Annotated in this window: 11 protein-coding genes; 5 read left to right on the forward strand and 6 right to left on the reverse strand. The window is 64.9% G+C overall.

Translation table 11 applies throughout. The features are described from left to right. Window positions 1-39: 39 nt before the first annotated feature. The 4 genes from KF708_23885 to KF708_23900 form a co-directional block, all read right to left on the reverse strand. Window positions 40-1,386, reverse strand: a complete 1,347-nt coding sequence (locus KF708_23885; protein ID MBX3415746.1) for a (Fe-S)-binding protein — start codon at window positions 1,384-1,386, stop codon at window positions 40-42. Next, on the reverse strand, window positions 1,383-2,633 hold the full coding sequence (locus KF708_23890) for an FAD-binding oxidoreductase (protein MBX3415747.1): 1,251 nt from the start codon (window positions 2,631-2,633) through the stop codon (window positions 1,383-1,385). Before KF708_23890 ends, KF708_23885 begins: the two co-directional genes overlap by 4 nt. Beyond that, window positions 2,630-4,069, reverse strand: a complete 1,440-nt coding sequence (locus KF708_23895) for an FAD-binding protein (GenBank protein ID MBX3415748.1) — start codon at window positions 4,067-4,069, stop codon at window positions 2,630-2,632. Before KF708_23895 ends, KF708_23890 begins: the two co-directional genes overlap by 4 nt. Window positions 4,070-4,208: 139 nt before the next feature. Continuing rightward, entirely contained in the window at window positions 4,209-4,520 is a 312-nt protein-coding gene (locus KF708_23900; protein MBX3415749.1) for an MTH1187 family thiamine-binding protein, read from the reverse strand. A gap of 260 nt (window positions 4,521-4,780) precedes the next feature. On the opposite strand from KF708_23900, the gene KF708_23905 reads away from it, so the two are divergent. From KF708_23905 to tsaD, 4 genes are all read left to right on the forward strand, one after another. Next, on the forward strand, window positions 4,781-5,758 hold the full coding sequence (locus KF708_23905) for a DUF1207 domain-containing protein (GenBank protein MBX3415750.1): 978 nt from the start codon (window positions 4,781-4,783) through the stop codon (window positions 5,756-5,758). A gap of 89 nt (window positions 5,759-5,847) precedes the next feature. Continuing rightward, window positions 5,848-6,534: a methyltransferase domain-containing protein gene (locus KF708_23910; protein ID MBX3415751.1), complete on the forward strand. Its 687-nt coding sequence runs from the start codon at window positions 5,848-5,850 to the stop codon at window positions 6,532-6,534. A gap of 203 nt (window positions 6,535-6,737) precedes the next feature. Then, window positions 6,738-8,351, forward strand: coding sequence for a PDZ domain-containing protein (locus tag KF708_23915; GenBank protein MBX3415752.1), 1,614 nt, complete (start codon window positions 6,738-6,740; stop codon window positions 8,349-8,351). 34 nt (window positions 8,352-8,385) lie between these two features. Further along, window positions 8,386-9,411: a tRNA (adenosine(37)-N6)-threonylcarbamoyltransferase complex transferase subunit TsaD gene (tsaD, locus tag KF708_23920; protein MBX3415753.1), complete on the forward strand. Its 1,026-nt coding sequence runs from the start codon at window positions 8,386-8,388 to the stop codon at window positions 9,409-9,411. 50 nt (window positions 9,412-9,461) lie between these two features. On the opposite strand, the gene KF708_23925 is transcribed toward tsaD, so the two are convergent. After that, window positions 9,462-13,589: a hypothetical protein gene (locus tag KF708_23925; protein ID MBX3415754.1), complete on the reverse strand. Its 4,128-nt coding sequence runs from the start codon at window positions 13,587-13,589 to the stop codon at window positions 9,462-9,464. A gap of 422 nt (window positions 13,590-14,011) precedes the next feature. After that, on the reverse strand, window positions 14,012-15,235 hold the full coding sequence (locus KF708_23930; GenBank protein ID MBX3415755.1) for a hypothetical protein: 1,224 nt from the start codon (window positions 15,233-15,235) through the stop codon (window positions 14,012-14,014). A 348-nt stretch (window positions 15,236-15,583) separates the two neighbouring features. Between KF708_23930 and KF708_23935 the strand changes: the two genes are divergently transcribed. Then, a complete protein-coding gene (locus KF708_23935; GenBank protein ID MBX3415756.1) occupies window positions 15,584-16,750 on the forward strand; it encodes a trypsin-like peptidase domain-containing protein in 1,167 nt (388 codons plus the stop codon). Window positions 16,751-16,992 lie beyond the last annotated feature (242 nt).

Consider the following 16,992-nt stretch of genomic DNA (forward strand, 5'->3'; position numbering starts at 1 on the left):
ACGCCTGCGTTGAAAAAACTGCCGAGCGAGATTCAAGTCTCAGATCGGCGGCTGCTCGTGCCGGTAGCTGAGATCGAGCAGATCGATGGGATGCGCGATCCAGAGTTTTTCATGCTGTGCTCGGGCCTCGCGCGCGATCTGCAGCAGGCAGCCCGCATTCGCGGTCAGCACGATCGAGGCCTTGGTCTGGCGGATGTTGTCGAGCTTGCGGCGACTCAAGCGGCCGGCCATCTCGGGCTCGGTCAGGTTGTAGGTGCCGGCGGCGCCGCAGCAGAGCTCCGATTCGGGCAGATCGACGAATTGCAGGCCCGGCACTTGCGCGAGCAGTCGGCGCGGTGGCGCGACGATCTTCTGCGCGTGCGCCAGATGGCAAGCGTCGTGGTAGGTGGCGCGGCGGCGAATTTCGCCCTGGGGGGGAATGAATCCCAGGCCGTCGAGAAACTCGCTCACGTCGCGCACCTTGGACGCCAGCTTTTCGCGGCGGGGCTGCAGGTCGTCGTTCCAGTGATGCCCGTAGTCTTTCAGCATCGAGCCGCACCCGGCCACGTTCACGATCACCGCGTCGAGCGAGTCGACGTCGAAGGCGGTCATGTTACGATCGGCCAGATGCATGGCTGGCTCGCTCTGCCCGGCGTGAAAGTGAATCGCGCCACAGCAGGCCTGAGTGCGCGGCACGATCACGTCGCAGCCGTTTTGTTGCAGCACGCGAGCAGTGGCCCAGTGTGTGTGCCGGAACATCACGTCGGCCACGCAGCCGGTGAACAAGGCGACGCGTGCGCGGCGCCGGCCGACCGCGGGCAGCAACTCGGGCAGCGCCGGCTCCCGGCGTCCCGGCGGAGGCAACATGGCGACCAGTTGCCGCAGTCGCGGAGGCAGCAGGCGAAAGAGCCCCAAGGCTTCGGCCGCTGGCAGCAAACCCAGGCGTTGAGCGAGGCGGGCCGGCACGAGGGCCTTGCGCATGCGTTCGGGAAACGGAAACAGCGAGAAGAGGATCCAGCGATGGAACCAGTCGTTCGTCTTGGACCGGCCATCGGACGCCTGCTCCATGGCCACGCGAAACGGCTCGATCAGCTTGCCGTACTGCACGCCCGACGGGCAGGCGGTCTCGCACGCGCGGCAGTCGAGGCATAGTTCCAAGTGCCGGCGGACCGAATCGGAGAGCGGTATCCGTCCGTCGGTGACCGAACGCATTAGGTAGATGCGTCCGCGCGGACTGTCGTTCTCGTTGCCGAGTTCGACGTACGTGGGGCAAGCTGATGTGCAAAGTCCGCAGTGTACGCAATCGAGGAACAGCCCATAGTCGATGCCGGCGCCGGGATTGAGCGCTGCGTCGCTGGGAGCAGCGGCAGAGGCGTTCGGCTCGGCAGAGGTGCTCGATTGCGTCATGTCGTGGGAAACACAAACCGGCCAGGGTTGAGAATGTCTTTCGGGTCGAACGCCTGCTTCACCGACTGCATGAGCCGATAGTCGCTACGTGTGCCCCCCCAGATTACTTGTCGCGTAAGTTCGATACCGTCGGCGTACGAAAGCACTTCGATGTTTCCACGACCGGCGCCGGCGACCGGTTGCAGGCGGCCGATCACGGCCCGGGCGGCATTTTCCGGCATTTTGCGCCAGCGTGCCACCACGGCGCCGTTGCCGGCATGGGCTTGAACATCGACGCCGGGCAATGCGGCGAGCAATGCCTCGCAGAATTTCGTCGTCGCGCTCGGTACCATATGGGCCTTGAGCACGAGCGCCGACTCGCCATCGGTCGGGAACTCGACGAGGCGTTGGGCGAAGCCGGCGACGGCGCTGCGTTCGACGTGCGCAAGATCGCGCACTCCCTGGTCGTGCCATTCGGCGGCCAGTTGGTCGAGCATCCAGTCGACTTCGACTTCGGTTCCTTCGACGCCCACGACGAGCCGAGCGATGCTGCCACTACGTAGCGGACCAAGCGCCGGATCGTTCTTCCAAGGTTCGCCGGCCAGCAACTCGACCGAGACGGGGGCCGTCTGCGAGTGGACCAGCCGCGCGAGCATCGTCTCGGCCTGGGCGAAGCTCGGCACATCGCACGCAATGTAGCCCATCGCTGCGGGGATGGGCTTTACTTTCAGCGTGACCTGCGTGATGACCGCCAGCGTGCCCAGCGAACCGGTGAGCAGCTTGCAGAAGTCGTAGCCGGCGACATTCTTGACCACGCGGCCGCCCCCTTTGAAGGCCGTGCCGCGCCCATCGACCGCCGAAATGCCGATCACATAATCGCGCAGCGTGCCGTGACCGTAGCGCAGCGCGCCGCTCCAGTTGGTGGCCAGCATTCCGCCCAGCGTGGCGTGCTCGGCCTGGGGCGCATCGATCGGCAATCGCTGCCGCTCGGCGGCCATCGTCTCGGCGAGTGCCCGCATCGTGATGCCTGCTTCGACCGTGATGGTCATGTCGCGCGCGGGATAGTCGATCACGCGTGTCAGTCCGGCGAGCTCCAAGCCGATGCCAGAACGCCTGGCCGGCAGGCCATAGCGCAAGGCGGTTTTGCCTCCCAAGGGATAGACGGGGGTCTCCGTGCCGTGCGCCTCCCGCACGATCTCGGCCAACTCGTCGACCGTCGACGGCGTGGCGGTCGACGCGAGGGGGAGCGCATCGGTGGCGACGCTCATAGGGCCGCCCTTCGGCCGGGAGCCTTTTGTTCGATGCCGCACGCCCCAGCCACCGGCAGCATTTTTTGTGGGCTCAAGCGACCTTCGGGATTGAAGGCGTCGCGCAGCCGCCGCATCGCCTGCAAGTCGTCGGCCGTGAAGAGGCGGTTCATGAAGTCAAGCTTCTCGACGCCGATGCCGTGCTCGCCAGTCACGCTGCCGCCGCAGGCAATGCACTCGTCGAGAATCTCGCCACTGGCCGCCAGCACGCGGCGCGTCTGTTCCGGGTCGCGCTCGTCGAAGAGGACGATCGGATGCAGATTGCCGTCTCCGGCGTGAAAAACATTCACGATGCGGACGTCGTGGCGCGAGGCGATCTCGGTAATGCGCCGCAGGATGTGGGGCAGCTTCGTGCGCGGCACGACGCCGTCCTGCGTGCAGTAACTGGGACTCAAGCGGCCGACGGCGCCAAAGGCCTGCTTGCGACACTTCCACAGCAATTGTCGCTCGGCGGGGGTGTGCGCCTGGCGGACTTCGCGGGCATGGTTCTGCTCGCACAGGGCGATCACCCGGTCGCGCTGCTGGTCGAGCCCCGCTTCCAGACCATCGACCTCGATCAGGAGCACCGCCTCGGCATCGAGTGGGAAGCCGAATTTGAAGGCTGCTTCCACCGCGGCGATGATGCCCCGATCCATCATCTCGAGCGCCGCGGGGATGATACCTGCCCCGATGATGGCGCTAATCGCGCTGGTCGCATCGTCGACCGAATCGAACACGGCGAGCATCGTGCGACAGCCTTGTGGATCGCGCGTGATGCGCACCCAAACCTTGGTGACGATCGCTAGGGTACCCTCACTGCCCACGATCACGCCGGTGAGATCGAGCCCCGTGGCCTCTTCGGCCGGTCCGCCGAACTCGACGATCGAGCCATCGGCCAGGACCGCTTCGATGCCCAGCACATGGTTTACCGTCACGCCATACTTGAGCGTGTGTGGTCCGCCCGAGTTGGTGGCCACGTTGCCGCCGATCGTGCAGGCGCCCTGGCTCGAAGGATCGGGCGCGTAGTGGAAGCCGGTGCCGGCGAGCGCCTTGGTGAGCCACACGTTGACTAGCCCCGGCTGCACCAGGGCGTAGCGATCGCGCTCGTTGATCTCGAGAATCTCGCGCATGCGAGTGAGGACGATCATCACGCCACCCCCCACCGGCAGGCATCCGCCGGCCAGACTGGTGCCGGCGCCGCGGGGCAGATAGGGGACGTCGTACTCGATCGCCAGCTTGACGCAGGCGGCCACTTGTTCCGTGGTGCGCGGAAAGACCACCACGTCGGGGCAGTTCTTCTCGATCACGAATCCGTCGCACTCATAGACGACAAGATCGGCATGGTTCGCCAGCACGCCATCGTCGCCGACGACGCGTCGCAGGTCGGCAATCAGGCTGGGGAGCGTGCTGGCAATCATCGTCGAGGGGGGACAGGTGCGAGAGACAGGCAGGCCACGGCGGGCAATTCGATTATAGCCCTGCATCGTAGGTCAGGTACCCCGTACCTGACATCGTTCGACATGGCCGAGTCGATGGATCGTCAGGTACGGGGTACCTCTATAGCTTCTTCAATTCGCGCCCCAGGTGTTGCTCGACGCTTTCCACTTTCGATTCGAGCCTCCCGCGGTAGCCGCGGCGATAGTCGAGCTTCGCCGTGCAGGTAATGCGATCGCAGTCGGCGGCCAGCGCCTCGTAACACTGCTTCAAGACCCCCAGCACCTGGTCGATGTCTCCTTCGACGATCGTGCCCATCGCGTGCAACCGGTAGTCGAGGCCCGAGTTGGTCACGATAGCCAGGCTACGGGCGACGTAGGCGCCCACGCTGTCCCCTTGGTTCAAGGGCGACATGCTGAATTCGAGCAACACCATGAGAGGCGATTCCTTACGGCAAAGAGAGGAGGGAAGATCGGCCCGTATCGTAGCCCGGCTGGCAGTGCGATTTGAAGGTGCGGGAAGACTTTCCGCCGCTCGCTCGCTTCGCTGAAAAGGGCGTTGAAGGGCGTTTTGCCCGTCTGGCTGACCTTTGCGAATCTGGGGTATGGCACTACATTACGCCGCCCCCCCAGTCCAGGCTGCCTTGGCGGTGTTGGCGATCCTGCGCGCCGCCCCGTTCGAAGTCGTGTGCTGTCGTGAAATCGCTCGTCTGCCTACTCACGGGTGCCGGTTGTTGGCTGCTCTTCGCGGCGGGGGGACCCCACGCGCATGCGGCGGGGGAGGCGAAGCGGATCCACTACGTCGACGACTATCCAACTCTCGTCGCCGACGAGCCATTTTCTATTGACGAGGGTTCGCCAGGCGTGTGGCAGCCGACGGAAGCGGCGCTGGCCTTCGATCCGCCGATGCATTCTCCCTGGATGTGGCAGGTACTGCCCGAGGGGCTGATCTATCGTTCCTATCTCGCGGGGCCCAAGGAGCCGCGTCTCAGTGGCCTGCTCTTCAAGGATCATGGCACCTGGTACATCGACTCGACGCTTGGCGCCCGGGTGGGCATCCTGCGTTTCGGCACGCCCGACCCTTACAAGCCCGAGGGATGGCAACTCGACGTCGAGGGGGCCGCCTTTCCCCGGCTGAACATGGATGAGAACCGCGACCTCGACACGGCGGACTTCCGCGCGGGCGTGCCGTTGACGTTCGGCATCGGTAGCATCGAAGCCAAGTTCGCCTATTACCATGTCAGCTCGCACCTGGGAGACGAGTATATGACTCGCCATCCCGACGCCGAGCGAATCAACTACGTGCGCGATGCCCTCGTGCTCGGCTTCGCCCTGCGGCCGAACCCCAACATTCGACTCTATGGGGAAGCGGGCTGGGCGTTCTATTCCGATGGCGGCGCGCGGCCTTGGGAATTTCAAGTCGGAGCAGAGTACGCTCCCGTCCAGGCGACCGGTTTCCGCGGGGCGCCTTTCCTGGCGGTGAATGGTTACTTGCGTCAGGAGCAGAACTATAGCGGCACCTTCACGGCCCAGGTCGGATGGATGTGGCGCAGTCGATACAACGGTCCCCTGCTCCGTACGGGGTTTCAGTATCTGAATGGCAAGAGTCCCCAGTTCCAGTTCTTCGACCAGTTCGAGGAACAGTTCGGCTGGGGATTGTGGTACGACTTTTGAACCGCCTCGCTATCACGCTTCCGGGTGGGGGTGGTTGGCCCAGAGGCCATACTTGTTGAGGCGGCCGCGCGTACTCTACACTCGTGCGGATGCGACGCTCTATCGCCGAACACAAAATCTTCTGGCAAGAACTACGGCGGAATTTCCGCCACACCGGTTCTGTGCTTCCTTCGGGTCGTTTTCTTTCGGCCGCACTCGCGCGCTATGTCCGATCCATTCCTGGTGAGAAACGCATCCTCGAAGTCGGACCGGGAACGGGGGTCGTCACGCGGGCGATCGTCAAACGCACCTCGCGCGGCGATCACGTCGATCTCGTCGAGTTGAACGATCGCTTCGTCGAGATTCTGAACGGACGTATCGCCCACGACAGCAAGTTCCGGCGGCCAGGCGTGACCGTGCGGGTGTTTCACAGCCCGGTCGAGCAGTTGCAGGTGGACGTGCCGTACGACTTGATCGTGTCGGGATTGCCGCTGAACAATTTCGACGTGGCAACGATCGAGACGATCTTCGGCGCCTTCGAGCGCCTGTGTAAGCCGGGGGGCATCGTGTCGTTCTTCGAGTACGCCGGGGTGCGTCCCGCGAGGGCGCTCGTCGGACAGGGCAAAGACCGCGATCGCTTCCGGGCGATCCACGGCCTGCTGCGCGACAAGTTGCGCAAGCACGAAATCCGCCGCGAGTGGATCTGGCCCAACGTGCCGCCGGCCTGGGTTCATCACATGCGGTTGGACGAGGTGGTCGAACGCCCCCGGAGAAACGGCAAGCGGCGGGCGAAATAGCCCGCGGGTTTCTCCGCCGATGGCGGTCCTGCCGGCGCGCCGGGCGGACCGGAGGCATTCCGCCCCTCAAAGTCTTCTTGCCGCTGGCAGAGCGTGTGCCTATACTTTCGGTGTAACCCCGCTTGCTTTACCAGCTTACGTAACCCGCCCTGGGATTCGGCTGGCTTAACTCCTTTCGCCTTCCCCCCTTAAGGTGCAAAACGATGGACCGTAGGGTTTGGCTTTTTTCGCTCATCCTTGCGCTTGGTGGGGGCATGGCCACGGGGCTCGTCGTGCCGACGTTGGCCGACGAGGTCTCGGAGAAGTCGACCACGGAAGCCCCCAAGAAGCCGGGCGAGATCCAGGACGACTACGAGTTGCTCTCCGTCCTCGTCGACACGCTCGATCAGGTCGAACGCAACTACGTGAAGGACATCAGCCGCCGCGAGTTGCTCGAAGCGGCGATTCAAGGCGTTCTCGAGAAGCTCGATCCCTATTCGAGCTACATCACGCAAGAGGACATGAGCCGCTTCCGCACGACGGTCGAAAGCTCGTTCGGCGGCATCGGCATCCAGATCACGCTCGACGGCGAGCAACTCAAGGTCTTGAGTCCCCTGGTGGGCACCCCTGCCTATAAGGCAGGCCTGATGGCCGGCGATCGCATTCTCGAGATCAACGGCGAATCGACTCGCGGCATCACCATCGACAAGGCGGTCGAGAAGCTCAAGGGAGAAGCCGGCACCAAGGTCACGATCAAGTATCAACACGCCGACGGCAGCAGCCCCATCTCGAGCCAGCTCGAACGTGAGGTGATCCAGGTCGAAACCGTGCTCGGCGACCTGCGCAAGAGCAACGATCACTGGGACTTCATGCTCGATCGCGAGCACAAGATCGGTTATCTGCGCATCACCGCCTTCAGCCGCGATACGGCCGACGATGTGCGCCAGGCCTTGGTGAATCTCAAATCCGAGGGCATGCAGGCGCTGATTCTCGACCTGCGATTCAATCCGGGCGGTTTGTTGACGGCCGCCATCGAAATCGCGGATCTGTTCGTTACCGAAGGGAAGATCGTCAGCACCGAGGGGCGCAACAGCAAACCTCGCACTTGGGAGGCCGAACGTGACGGCACGTTCGAGGGTTTTCCGATGGTGGTGCTGGTCAACAGCTACAGCGCCAGCGCGAGCGAGATCGTGGCGGCGTGCCTGCAGGACCACGACCGCGCGATCGTGATCGGCGAGCGTACCTGGGGCAAGGGGAGCGTGCAGAACGTGATCGAGCTGGAAGAAGGCCGCAGCGCGCTGAAGCTCACCACGGCCTCGTACCAGCGGCCCAACGGACACAAGATCCATCGCTTCCCGGACGATGACGAGGACGATGAGTGGGGCGTCATGCCCAATGACGGCTTCGAGGTGAAGCTCAACTCGGCCGAGACCCGCGCTCTGGTCGAGTATCGCCACGACCGCGATATTCTGGTGGCGCATGCCAAGGGCAAGCCCTCCGCCGAACAGGCAAAGGCCGAGGAGCAGCCGGCGGAAGAAGCGAAACCAGCCGAGGAATCGCAACCCGCCGCCGGGGAGCAGCCGGCCGACGAAGGCGCGAAACCGGAGGATGAGAAGAAGTCGGACGAGGGCGCCGCGGCCGACGATGCGAAGCCCGAGGACGCTCCTGCCGAGGAGGAAAAGCCCGCCGAGAAGGCCCCGGACGAGGCTCCCGCGCAAGAAGAGCCGCAGGACGAAGGCAAAGACGCCGCGGACAAGGAAAAGGCCGCCTTCGTCGATCGTCAATTGACGAAGGCGCTCGATTATCTGCGGGCCGAGCTCGCCAAGCAGTCGAAGTAACCCCGGCGAGCGGCCGTCGGTCGAACCATCCCTCGTGAAGATTCTGACGCTCGAATCGACCTGCGACGAAACCGCGGCCGCGATCATCACCGATCGGCTCGAGGTGTTGGGCTCCGTCGTCGCGTCGCAGGCACGCTTGCACGAACGCTTTGGCGGTGTGGTGCCCGAGTTGGCGTCGCGAGCGCACGTCGAGCGGATTTTGCCCGTCATCGACGAGGTTACCCGTTCGGCAGGCGTCTCCCTGACCGAGCTCGACGCGGTGGCGGTAGCACACACCCCTGGTCTGGCCGGTTCGCTGCTGGTGGGGCTAGCGGCCGCCAAGACGCTCGCCTTGACGCTCGGCATTCCCCTGGTGGGCATCAACCACCTGCAGGCGCACATTTACGCCTGCCGACTGGCCGCGGGGGAGGATGTCTTTCCCTGCGTCGGCCTGGTGGTCAGCGGCGGCCACTCGAGCCTTTACCGCTGCCAGACGCCGCTCGACTTCGAGTTGCTCGGCACGACAATCGACGATGCCGCGGGCGAGGCCTTCGACAAGGTGGCCAGCATGCTGGGGCTTCCTTTTCCCGGCGGTCCAGCCATCGGGCGTATCGCCGAGCAGGGACGCGCCGACGCGCACCGTTTCCCGCGGTCGTTTCTTCACGACGACGCGCGGCTCGACTTCAGCTTCAGCGGGCTGAAGACCGCCGTGCGTTATCAGATCGCCCCGCCTGGCGCGGCGGCGGTCGATCCCACGGTGCTGAGCGAGCGGCAAGTGGCCGACATCGCGGCCAGCTTTCAAGAGGCGGTGGTCGACGTGCTCGTGGCCAAGTCGAACCTCGCCTTGCGCAAGTCGGGCCTGGGCACGCTGTGCGTCGGGGGGGGCGTGGCCGCCAACCGCCGCCTGCGGACGCGGCTCGAAGAAGAGGCCAAACGCCACGGCCATCGCCTGTTCATCGCGCCCATGGCACTCTGCACCGACAACGCCGTGATGGGAGCCATCGCCATCGAACGCTTGAAGGCGGGGCTCCTCTCGGAACTCGATCTCGACGTCTATCCGGGGCCGCTACGTGCTTCGTAGTGGACAGTGGTAAGTGGGCGCCTTTGGGCCCTACTGACCCTGACCCCTCCTTAGAATTGGCCACCGCCGCCGCCGAAGCCACCGGCGCCGCCACCCCCGCCAAAGCCTTGGCCGCCCGTACCACCGTTGCTCGTTCCACTCTGGCCGGTGACGAAGTTGAAGGTGTTCACTTCGCCCACGCCCGAGAAGAACGGCGTGCCGTTGAAACGCACGTAACGCCGGTCGGCCGAGATCACTGCCGAGGCGACCAACTGCACACCTTCGGGCAGGGTGACGATTACGGGCTGGTAACCGACGGCGCCCCCCAGGACCGGGTTGAAGCCATTCACAAAGGCTCGCTGGCGCGACGAACCGAGACTACCCAGCGACGATAGATCGGTCTGCTGGTTGATCTGCTGATTGAGTTGCTGCGCGAGCACCTCGCGGCCGACGGCCATTTGCTGCCGCGCGGCCAACACGACCTGCTGGTCGGTGAGCGGTTCGGTACGGCGTCCCTCCTTCACGTCGAAGGTGACCAGGGCGTCTTCTTCGCCCAGCGGGATTTGTTTCCGCTGATGCTCGGCCTTGTCGGTGCCGTAGTTCACGTAGAGGTCGACCGTCACCTTGCCGGCGGTCGGCTTGCCCCACACGCGGCGGACGAGCACGCGATACTTGCCATTGAAGGCCTGTGGGCAGGAGTAGCTTTCGCTGTAGGCTTCGCTCGACTCTTCGCCACCGCGCGGATAATGGTCGCCCGCCATCACGCCCCCCGACGTGGTGCGCGGATTGCGCGACGAGCAGACCGTGCCGGCCGGCTCTTCGACGAGGATGTCGATATCGGCGTCCCCGGTCCAAGTGACGACCGCCACGCAATCGCGACTGACGGCCCGATCCAGCTCGGCTTTGAACCTGGCGGCTTCGTCGACACGCTGCTCATCTTTGAGACGAGCCAGCGTCGCCTCGGCCACGCGGTAGGCGCGATCCCAGATCGCGGCCTGCTCGCTCGGCCAGGCCTGGCTCAGGATGCCCGCGGTCGACCACTGCAGGGCCGGGACGTCATCGAGCTTTTCGGCCAGAGCGAGTCCCAGAGCGAGGGGCTCGGGACGCGACGGATCGAGCTTCGAAATCTGGCGATAGAGCTTGAGTGCCCGGGCCTCGAAACCGTTTTGGGCCATGAAGGCCGCGACGTAGAGCGCGTCGAGACCGTCGTTGGCGAAGTCGAGTGCCGACATCAGCGAGCGCTCGACCTCGTTGCGGCTGCGGCCTTCGGCCACCAGGGCAATGCCCAGCACTTCGTACATCCAGGGTTGCGGCTGCTGGTTGCGGAGCGCTCCCTTCACGAGCCCGATCACTTGCTGATACTGCTTCGCCTTTTTCAGACGACGCACCGTTTCACGCACCACGGCCTCGTCGGGCGTATGGCTGGCGAAGTAATCGTTCCAGGCCTGTTCCACGTCGGCGCCGGCCGGGATGTCGAGTTTGATCGGCTCGACCGGCTCGTTCACCGGGGCCGCCGCAGGAGCAGCAGGCTTGGCGGGCTGCGGGGCCGGTTCCGCGGTGAGCTTGAGCTCGGCCGGGGCCGCGTCACGCGCGGGCGCCTTTTCGAGGTTGTCCTTCACGGCAAAGGCCTGGAAGCCACCTTGTGGAATCCCGAAGGGGAACAGGTTGCGGCCATTGCCGCTGCCGACATTGCGGCCGGCGGGCACGTTGAACTGACCGCCACCAAAACCACCCCCCATGCCGCCGCCGCCGAAGCCGCCACCGCCGCCGCCGAAGCCACCGCCCCCCATGCCTCCCATGCCCCCCCCCATGCCGCCGCCGACACCGGAGCCGCCGAAGCCGAAGCCGCCGCCGGCACCACCCCCCGCATTGCTTTGGATGGGCACCACGAGATCGGCCACGGGATAGACCTTCGTCGAGAGACGCTCGCTGGCGCGATCGTTCGAGGTGATCATGAGCACCTCGTCGTCGATGAGCCACGTCAGGTCATGGTCGCGGAGCATGATTCGCAAGGCCGAACGCAGTTTGATGTCGCGCAGGTCCTGCGTGATGAGTGTATCGCTCGACGCGCCGGCGTCTTCCAAGGCGCGGTTGTCGATCACGATCTGGATCTTGTGCAGGTCTTCGAGGAACCGCAGCACGGTCGAAAGCTCGGTATCGACGAACTCGATCGTCGTGGGTTCGTCGAGCGCCTTCTGAATTCGCTCTTCGGTGGGGCTCTGGCTCGAGAGATCGACCGAAGCGAACTTCTTACGACGCTGGCTGAGCAGTTCCCACACTTCAGGATCGGGATAGATGATCGGCGGCTCGTCGGCGATTGGCACGTGCGAGCGTTCGACGGCGCCCAGGGCGTCGACGATGCCTACCTGACGACGCAGACGCAGCTCGAGTGCCTCTTGCGCGGCGCCGACCATGCCGGCAAAGTTCACCGCCACGACCGGCGTGACCCCCTTGGGATCGATCTCGGCCGCGATCGAGGCCACGGCGTGGGCATCGCGGAAGCGTCCCTCGTCCATCAGCGAATCGAAGCGTGCGATGAGCTGCTCCACCTTCTGCTGGCGGAGAAACAGATCGGCGTTCACGCGGCGGCGTTCTTCGGCGACCGCGGCGCTTTCTTGCCGCTGGATGTCTGCTTGCAGCTTGATCGTCGAACGGCGCGCCCCTTCGCGCAGGGCCGCTTCGAGCTGCCGTTCGAGTTGACCCCGCAGCGCGGGATCGAGCTCGGCGGCCGACTTCACCCGTTCCATCGCCAGCTTGAGCATGTTGATCGCGCTGTCGGGCGACTCGTTCATCATTTGACGCGCCTGGTTGATCGCGTTTTGCACCTCGGTCTGCATGTAACCGGCAAAGACGCGATTGCGGCGCTCGATATCGCTGAGGAACTCCCCGTCGGTGGCCTGAGCCTCGGCCAAGGACGAACCCGGCTCCGCGGCAGCCGGATTTTGGTCGGCCACCAAACGTAGCGTGTCTTCGCCGGGCGAGCCTTCCTGCGCTTTCTCGACGGCCCGCGACAGAATGGCGGCTTCTTCGCTCTGGGGATCGATGTGGCGTGCCTCGTCGGCCAGCAGCTTTGCCTGGGCCACGTTGCCCGTGGCGACAGCCTGATTGCCCAGCCGGGTCAGATCCTTGGCCGTCTGCTGCAAAAGCCGGGCGGTTTCTGCCAGACCGGCGCTGCCCAGCGTGGGCATCGTCAAGCCGCCATCGCGGCGGGCCAACTCGACGAGCCGCGGCAAGAACCCGGCATCCTCGCTCGGCTTGCCGGCGACGTGCCACGTCAGCGTGCGGGTCGTACGGCCATCGCCGACAGCCAGCGAAAGATCGGTTTCGGCCGCCAGATTACCCACGCCGAAGACGATCGTATCGCGATCCGACCGCAAGGGGGGAATCGGACGGGGATACGAATCGGCCAAGGCGCCAGGCAGCACGTCGACCTTCGGCCACAGCACGACCGCCCGCGTGGCGTCGAGCAGATGACGTGCGGTTTCTTCCGCGCTGGCCTCGTCGCTGTCGATCGACAGCAAGCCACCGGTCTGATTGGCCAGTGCGGCCAAGGTGTGGTTGTCGGTGCGCGGGCCAATCGCGAAGTTCGTCACCGGCACATGGTGCGCGACGAATTGTTGGACAATCGGTTGGAAATCGGCCGGTGTCAGCACGTTGGCGGCGCTCATGCCGTCTCCCACGTAGAGGACCGCCCGCGGCGCGGAGGGCTTACCCTCGAAGCTGGCCAGCGCCGCTTCAAGGGCAGCGACGAGATCGGTCGCTCCCAGCGGAACGCGCGCCTCGAGCGCCGCGACCGCCTTGGTCAGTTCTTCGCTGCCGGGGGAGACGAATCCCTCGTGAAGCGCTACCGGATCGATATCGACCGCGAACAGTCGCACGCGATCTTGCTCGCCGAGTGCGCCGGTCAAGGATCGCACCACGGCCAGCGATTTCTCGCGGAAGGGGCCATTCTGACTGGCCGAGGTGTCGACGAGCACGACCAGGTCGTGTGCCGGCGCGGGAATGGTCGCACCAGGAATCGACAGACTCAGGACGAAGTAGGTTAGATCGTCGGCCGACTTGAAGGTCGCGAGCCGGGCCGCCTCTGTGGCCGGGCTCGAGTCCTTCGCGTGTGCGATCATCAGATGACCCTCGCCAACGGCAAAAATTGCCAGGCCCAGCGCAACTTGCGCCAGCCGCGAGGTGATTCGTGCGAGCATGGGTTGAACTCCCAACTGACTAGATGCGCGATGGCGCGTGGGCTACTCGTGTTCCGCGCGAGACCCGGGCCACGCCGACGATCCGCCTGAGAATGGTGTCCAGCGTGGCGGATAGCAGCTATTTTAGGCAGCCGCGAAAAGAAGTGCCAACAAAAATCGGCCGTAAATCAGGGCTATAACCCGACTTTCGCCCCCGGCGCGGCAATCGCCACGCTTCGCTGGCCAGGGCGAGTGCCCCCCCGGCCTGGCGCTGCCTTAGAAGGGGGGGCCAGATGTGCCGGTCGTGCCGGTCAGCAACGCCACCGGATCGACCATCCGGTGTGGGGGGAGGAACGGCTCGTGGGGGAAATCGTCGTTCCGGTGGCGTTGGCCTCGAAGCGGATAGATGGGGCTCGCAGTCCGTTGATAAACTTCACGGCCTGCTAGAGGCCGAGGTACGGGGTCGAAGAGACACCCGCCTCGATGTCCCACTCCGTGCAGCCGCTCCACACGCGGTAGTCGCCGCGGGCGTCGGCCGCATCGTGCCGCTCGACACGCACGGGCACCTGCTGCTCCTCGCGTTCTTCCGCGACGTCATTGGCCAGGGCATGCAACTGTTGCGAAAGGCCGATCAGGGTCGTGCCGTACTGGTTGATGGCGCTGGCGGCGGCCGTGATCAACGCCTGGGCATTCGCACGCTTCTCGCGCTCGCGGGACTTGGCCGCCAGCTCGGCATCGTCGCGGCAGGCGATATCGGCCACATGGCCCGGCTCGATTGCCGCGGTCGAGCGGGAGGCATCTCGCAGGAAAAGATAGCGGCCGGGGCCGTCCAGCACGGTTTCGAAGCCGTCGATCTCGACGCGGCTGGCGATTTCGTCATCGGTCAGCGCGGCCACCACTTCGTCGTCGAGCGAGGCAATTGCCGCCGGGCGACGCGCGGGGGCCAGCGACTCGAGACCGGTGATCATGTCGCGCGGCATCAGTTCGTGGCCGAGGGTGTATTCCTCGAACCAATGGAGTACCTGCTCATCGGTCACCTTGGCCTTGGGCTGCGGCTGGAGCCCCTCGTGCTGCGAGTTGATCGCCACGACTTCCTCGGTGCCCGTGCTGTGGCGCGGATCGGCCGCCAGACGCGACAGGTTGCGCGTCCAGGCCCGCTGCGCGCTGCGGGCCGCCGCTGCGACGATCTGCTCCCCCGTACCGCGATCGTCGACCTCGCGCTCGCCGATCGACAGCCAGGAGTGGGCCGCGTAGGCAAAGCTCAGGTCGGCGGAACGAGCAGGGTTGTTCGACAGGGGACCGACCCAGGGGAGGCCGTCGTCCTTGGCCACGCGCGGCTGCACGAGTCCGAACGTTACCCACGAGGGCAAGCCGTACGCGACCGCGTCGATGCTGCGCGGTTCGCGCGGACGCTGGGCGGCCTGTTGATGGATCGAGGCGCGGCAGGCGGCCTCTTCTTCGGCTCGTTGGATGAACTTGGCCGCGGCGTTGCTGGCGAAGGTGGCCCACTGCAGCAGCGACTGGCAGGCCAGCCCGCTCGACGTGATACAGCTCGAAATGCGATTCGCATTCTCGGCGGCGGAGGCCTTGCTCGAGCACGCGCTCGCCGGGCCGAAGCCGAGCGAGAAACTCAACAGGAGAGAAAGCAATAAGCGACGGCGTTTCATTTCCCGGTTTCCTCCCAAGGAAGTAACGCAAGGGGCCGCGATCACCGCGTCGTGCGGCGGACAGGCGGCAGATTATGCGAACACAGACGGGTGCGCGACAGGCAGGAATACGCCGAGTCACCCGTGGTGGCAACTGTCGGTTAAAGTCATCGGAGCAGGGCGAGTTTCGGCATTAGGTATTTGGCGTGAAATTGGTAGACTGTAGGAGGTTACGTCTGGTGCGAAGACAACGAATCGACAGGCTTTTGCCGATCGGTCGGGCAGTGCCGTTCGTACCGCGTTAGGGAATGGAGCGCTCACGCCGACGATCGCACGGCGAGAATACTCCTTGTCGCGAGAGAGGTTGTGATGAAGGGCTACGTGCTCGGTTGTGCTGTCTCTGCTTTTTGCGGCGCGATTGCCGCTTTGTGGTTGACACAAGGGGGCGTCGTCACGCCACTCGGCGCCCAGGTGGTGTCACAAAATGGCGCGCTCTTGCCCACCTCGACTCCGGTCGCTGCGTCTCCCACCGTTCGATCTCTCTCGACCGTGGACGACGACCTGACGCACGAAGAACGCGTCAATGTCGCCGTTTACGAGAGCATGAACATGAGCGTGGTGAACATCAGCACGCGCACGTCGCGCCCCGATACGTTCTTCCCGGTCGATCTCGAATCAGAAGGTTCGGGCAGTGGCTCGGTAATCGATCTGCGCGGCCATATTCTCACCAACAGCCACGTCGTGGCCGAAGCCCGCGAGATCAGCGTAACCCTGCACGACGGCAAGTCGTACCAGGCCAAGCTCGTCGGTACCGATCCGCACAGCGACATCGCGGTGATCCGCATCGAGGCTCCCCCCGAGTCGCTGCATCCCGTGACGTTTGGCGATTCGAGCCGCCTGCGCGTCGGTCAGAACGTCTACGCCATCGGCAATCCATTCGGGCTCGATCGCACGCTGACGACCGGGGTGATCTCGAGCTTGAATCGCACGTTGCCGGTCTCGCGCAGCCGTTCGCTGAAGTCGATCATCCAGATCGACGCGGCGATCAACCCCGGCAACTCGGGGGGGCCCTTGCTCGATAGCCGGGCACGACTGATCGGCATGAACACGGCCATTGCCAGCCGCACCGGCCAGAGCAGCGGCGTGGGCTTCGCCATTCCGGTCAATTCGATTGCCCGCGTCGTGCCGCAGTTGATCGGCCAGGGGCGCGTGGTGCGTCCCGATATCGGCATCGTGGCGGTTTATGCGACGCGCGACGGGCTGCGCATCGCCGAACTGACCAAGGGGGGGCCCGCCGAACGTGCCGGATTGCGTGGGCCGCAGCTCGTTCGTACGAAAAAAGGGCCCTTTGTCTTCGAGTCGCTCGATCGTGCCGCGGCCGACGTGATCGTGGCGGTCGACGGTCAGAAGGCCACGGCGGCCGACGATTTCCTCTCGCTGGTCGAAAACCACAAGCCGGGAGAGCAGGTCGTGATTACCGTGATACGCGAGGGGCGCACGATCGACGTGCCGGTGCAGTTGGCCCAGGCGGAGTAGCGAACGCCCGCCTTTGCTATCGCGGGAGTGATGCGTGGGACGAGTGGGGTGCCTAGCAGCGATCGTGCTTGCGCTAGTTGGCGTTGCCACGCCCCTCTGGGTGTTTCGACCTCTCCGCAACGTGCCGAATAACACAAACCAAGAGATACGTTGGCAGCTTGGTGATTTACTATGCCTGATTGCCATCGTCTCCCTGCTGTTTGCGTTGCCCACCTGGTTTGATTCACCTAACCGGCTGGCTT

Source organism: Pirellulales bacterium (genome assembly GCA_019636335.1).
Taxonomy (GTDB): domain Bacteria; phylum Planctomycetota; class Planctomycetia; order Pirellulales; family JAEUIK01; genus JAHBXR01.

Bases quoted from the DNA above. Each gene is read 5' to 3' on its own strand.
- KF708_23930 (MBX3415755.1), bottom strand. From the start codon at position 15,235: ATGAAACGCCGTCGCTTATTGCTTTCTCTCCTGTTGAGTTTCTCGCTC.
- KF708_23915 (MBX3415752.1), top strand. From the start codon at position 6,738: ATGGACCGTAGGGTTTGGCTTTTTTCGCTCATCCTTGCGCTTGGTGGG.
- KF708_23895 (MBX3415748.1), bottom strand. From the start codon at position 4,069: ATGATTGCCAGCACGCTCCCCAGCCTGATTGCCGACCTGCGACGCGTC.
- KF708_23900 (MBX3415749.1), bottom strand. From the start codon at position 4,520: ATGGTGTTGCTCGAATTCAGCATGTCGCCCTTGAACCAAGGGGACAGC.
- KF708_23890 (MBX3415747.1), bottom strand. From the start codon at position 2,633: ATGAGCGTCGCCACCGATGCGCTCCCCCTCGCGTCGACCGCCACGCCG.
- KF708_23935 (MBX3415756.1), top strand. From the start codon at position 15,584: ATGAAGGGCTACGTGCTCGGTTGTGCTGTCTCTGCTTTTTGCGGCGCG.
- KF708_23885 (MBX3415746.1), bottom strand. From the start codon at position 1,386: ATGACGCAATCGAGCACCTCTGCCGAGCCGAACGCCTCTGCCGCTGCT.
- KF708_23925 (MBX3415754.1), bottom strand. From the start codon at position 13,589: ATGCTCGCACGAATCACCTCGCGGCTGGCGCAAGTTGCGCTGGGCCTG.
- KF708_23910 (MBX3415751.1), top strand. From the start codon at position 5,848: ATGCGACGCTCTATCGCCGAACACAAAATCTTCTGGCAAGAACTACGG.